Source organism: Pseudomonas sp. HD6422 (assembly GCF_025377065.1).
Classification (GTDB): domain Bacteria; phylum Pseudomonadota; class Gammaproteobacteria; order Pseudomonadales; family Pseudomonadaceae; genus Aquipseudomonas; species Aquipseudomonas putida_U.
The window spans coordinates 1-2,905 of the sequence record NZ_JAHWIW010000075.1 but is presented as its reverse complement, the minus strand read 5'-3'; the positions used below and the strand labels follow the sequence as shown (position 1 = coordinate 2,905).

Here is a 2,905-nt window from a genome sequence, read left to right as displayed (position 1 = left end):
TCATCGTCAAGATTCATTTCGCAAAACCCCTATCTGCGCGAGCAGGTAGGGGTTTTGTCTTTGTGCGCTTATCGCCCTGGAATGCACGCATCGCCAGCACCCTTTCCGCGACATGAGGCAGCGGCTACAGGTATCATGCCTGCCTTATTCCAAGTCGAGACTGGCATGCTGAAGTTGTTGAATCTTCTGAAGGATGGCCGCTTCCATTCCGGGGAAGCCCTGGGCGCCGCCCTGGGTGTGAGCCGCAGCGCCGTTTGGAAACAGCTGCAGCACCTGGAGAGCGAGCTCAACCTGACCATTCACAAGGTGCGTGGGCGCGGTTATCAACTGGCGGCACCGCTGGTTTTGCTGGATGAGCAGGCAATTGCCGGCTTTGCAGAGGGCGAGTGCTGGCCGGTCTTCATTCATGAAACCATCGACTCGACCAATGCAGAGGGTTTGCGCCTCGCCGCCGTTGGCCAGTCGGCGCCCTTCGTTGTGCTTGCCGAGCGTCAGAGTGCTGGTCGCGGTCGGCGTGGTCGCCACTGGGTGAGCCCATTCGCGGAGAATCTCTACTACAGCCTGGTGCTTCGCATCGATGGTGGTATGCGCCAGCTCGAAGGTTTGAGCCTTGTGGTGGGGCTGGCGGTCATGCGCACGCTTCAGGCCTTCGGGCTGGAGAAGGTGGGGCTGAAGTGGCCTAATGACGTTTTGGTGGATGGGAAGAAGATCACCGGCATACTGCTGGAGTTGGTCGGAGATCCCGCCGATGTCTGCCACGTCGTCCTGGGGATCGGGATCAACGTGAATATGCAGGTCAACGATCTGGTTGATCAACAATGGACCTCGATGCGTCGCGAACTGGGCCAATTGGTCGACCGTAATCGACTGGTCGCTGTGCTCGGTGAGCAATTGCAGCGGGAAATGGCGCGCCACCGGCGCTATGGTTTTGCGGCTTTCCAGGAAGAGTGGGAGGCGTCGCACCTCTGGCAGGGGCGCAAGGTTTCGCTGATCGCAGGCACTACCACGATTGACGGTATCGCCCTCGGTGTGGATGGTCAGGGCGCGATACGCCTTGATGTCGACGGTGTGGAAAAGAGCTTCAGTGGTGGTGAGCTCAGTTTGAGGTTGCGTGATGATTCTTGAGCTCGATTGCGGTAACAGCTTCATCAAATGGCGGGTCATTCATACGGCGGAAGCCACGATGGTGGGAGGAGGCATTGTCGACTCCGATCAGGCGCTGCTAGGTGAGGTGATCGGTCTTGCCACTGCCCGGTTGACGGCTTGCCGCATCGTGAGTGTGCGCAGCGAGGAAGAGACCGCTGTTCTGTGCACCTTGATTGCCCAGGCATTCGGAGTTCAGGCGCGGGTCGCCCAGCCTGCGATACAGATGGCGGGTGTTCGTAATGGCTACGAAGACTATCAGCGCCTGGGCATGGACCGCTGGCTTGCAGTGCTGGGTGCCTACCATCTGGCAAAGGGAGCGTGCCTGGTCATTGATCTCGGGACGGCGGCCAAGGCGGACTTCGTCAGTGCTGACGGTGAGCATCTGGGTGGATACATCTGTCCTGGAATGCCGCTGATGCGCAGCCAGTTGCGCACTCATACTCGGCGTATTCGCTATGACGATGCGTCCGCCGAGCGCGCCCTGACCAGCCTGCAGCCTGGGCGTTCCACCGTCGAAGCGGTCGAGCGTGGTTGTGTGCTGATGCTTCAAGGGTTCGCGCGCACGCAGCTCGAGCAGGCGCGCGCGCAGTGGGGTGATGACTTCACTGTGTTCTTGACCGGTGGCGATGCGCCGCTGGTACGCGACGCCGTGCCCATGGCGCGTGTCGTACCCGATCTGGTATTCGTTGGTCTGGCAATGGCCTGTCCGTTGGATTGAGGTGACTATGCGTTGGTTGTTTCTGCTGTTGCTGGTGCTCAACGTCTTCTATTACGTCTGGCACCAACAGGAAGCCCCGCTGAAGGTCAAGGAAGTCGCACCTTTGTCGTTGTACAAGGGTAATCAGCAGGAAATTCGGCTGCTGCGCGAAACGGGGGCGTCGGCGCCGGCTCGGCGCCGGGATGAATGTCTGGTGATCGGTGGCGTGGGTAGCCAGGAGCAGTTGGATGCACTGCGTCAGCGCCTGCTCAGCCTCGATATCGAAGCCGAACCGGTCGCGGGGCAGTTACCTGGTGCTGATGGTCGCTGGCTGAAGATTGCCCCGCAAAGCGAGCGTTTGCTGGAGCCCTCGGTCATCGCAGGTCTTTCCAAGGATTTCAAAGACTTAAAACACAAAATTATTTTGTGCGAGGGTATTGCAACTGGCGAATAGCTTGATAGAATGGCGCCCGCTTCACAGGGAACAGCACTTAGGTGATGGGTCTGGAAGCGGTGCAAGCGCAGCTAAGCTTCAGATTTGATTGAAAAAATTTGAAAAAGCGCTTGACACTAGGACGGCAGACAAATAGAATGCCGGCCACATCTGGAGGGATTCCCGAGCGGTCAAAGGGGACGGACTGTAAATCCGTTGCGAGAGCTTCGAAGGTTCGAATCCTTCTCCCTCCACCAGTTTTAGCGAGAGCCGCAAGCTCCGCGGGTATAGTTTAGTGGTAGAACCTCAGCCTTCCAAGCTGATGATGCGGGTTCGATTCCCGCTACCCGCTCCAAGTTTGCTGGATTTTGCACAAGTGTTTCGCTCTTGTAGCTCAGTTGGTAGAGCACACCCTTGGTAAGGGTGAGGTCAGCGGTTCAAGTCCGCTCAAGAGCTCCATATAAACAAGGCAGATATGAAAATATCTGCCTTTGTTTTATCAGCGCAAGACTATTTCTTCTGCGGAGGATTGTATCGATGGCTAAGGAAAAGTTTGATCGTTCCCTTCCCCACGTTAACGTCGGCACTATCGGCCACGTTGACCACGGTAAGACCACTCTGACCGCAGC

The 2,905-nt window shown here is 57.7% G+C and carries 4 protein-coding genes and 3 tRNA genes; all 7 read left to right on the top strand.

The features are described 5' to 3' along the window. The first annotated feature begins 165 nt into the window (after positions 1 to 165). Positions 166 to 1,125: a bifunctional biotin--[acetyl-CoA-carboxylase] ligase/biotin operon repressor BirA gene (gene birA / locus KY379_RS27045; protein ID WP_196174388.1), complete on the top strand. Its 960-nt coding sequence runs from the start codon at positions 166 to 168 to the stop codon at positions 1,123 to 1,125. Then, the gene (locus KY379_RS27040) at positions 1,115 to 1,864 is read left to right on the top strand and encodes a pantothenate kinase (protein ID WP_196174389.1); all 750 of its coding nucleotides are present in this window, start codon (positions 1,115 to 1,117) and stop codon (positions 1,862 to 1,864) included. The genes birA and KY379_RS27040 overlap by 11 nt, the downstream gene beginning before the upstream one ends. A 7-nt stretch (positions 1,865 to 1,871) precedes the next feature. After that, positions 1,872 to 2,297 carry a hypothetical protein gene (locus KY379_RS27035; protein WP_133330031.1) on the top strand — a complete coding sequence of 142 codons (426 nt, stop codon included), beginning with the start codon at positions 1,872 to 1,874 and terminating at the stop codon, positions 2,295 to 2,297. A 152-nt stretch (positions 2,298 to 2,449) separates the two neighbouring features. Further along, positions 2,450 to 2,533: transfer RNA gene (locus KY379_RS27030), tRNA-Tyr, on the top strand. 24 nt (positions 2,534 to 2,557) lie between these two features. After that, positions 2,558 to 2,631: transfer RNA gene (locus KY379_RS27025), tRNA-Gly, on the top strand. Positions 2,632 to 2,659: 28 nt separating this feature from the next. After that, positions 2,660 to 2,735 (top strand) — tRNA-Thr (locus KY379_RS27020). A gap of 78 nt (positions 2,736 to 2,813) precedes the next feature. Then, on the top strand, positions 2,814 to 2,905 hold a 92-nt coding region (locus KY379_RS27015), incomplete at its 3' end, for a GTP-binding protein (protein WP_133295916.1).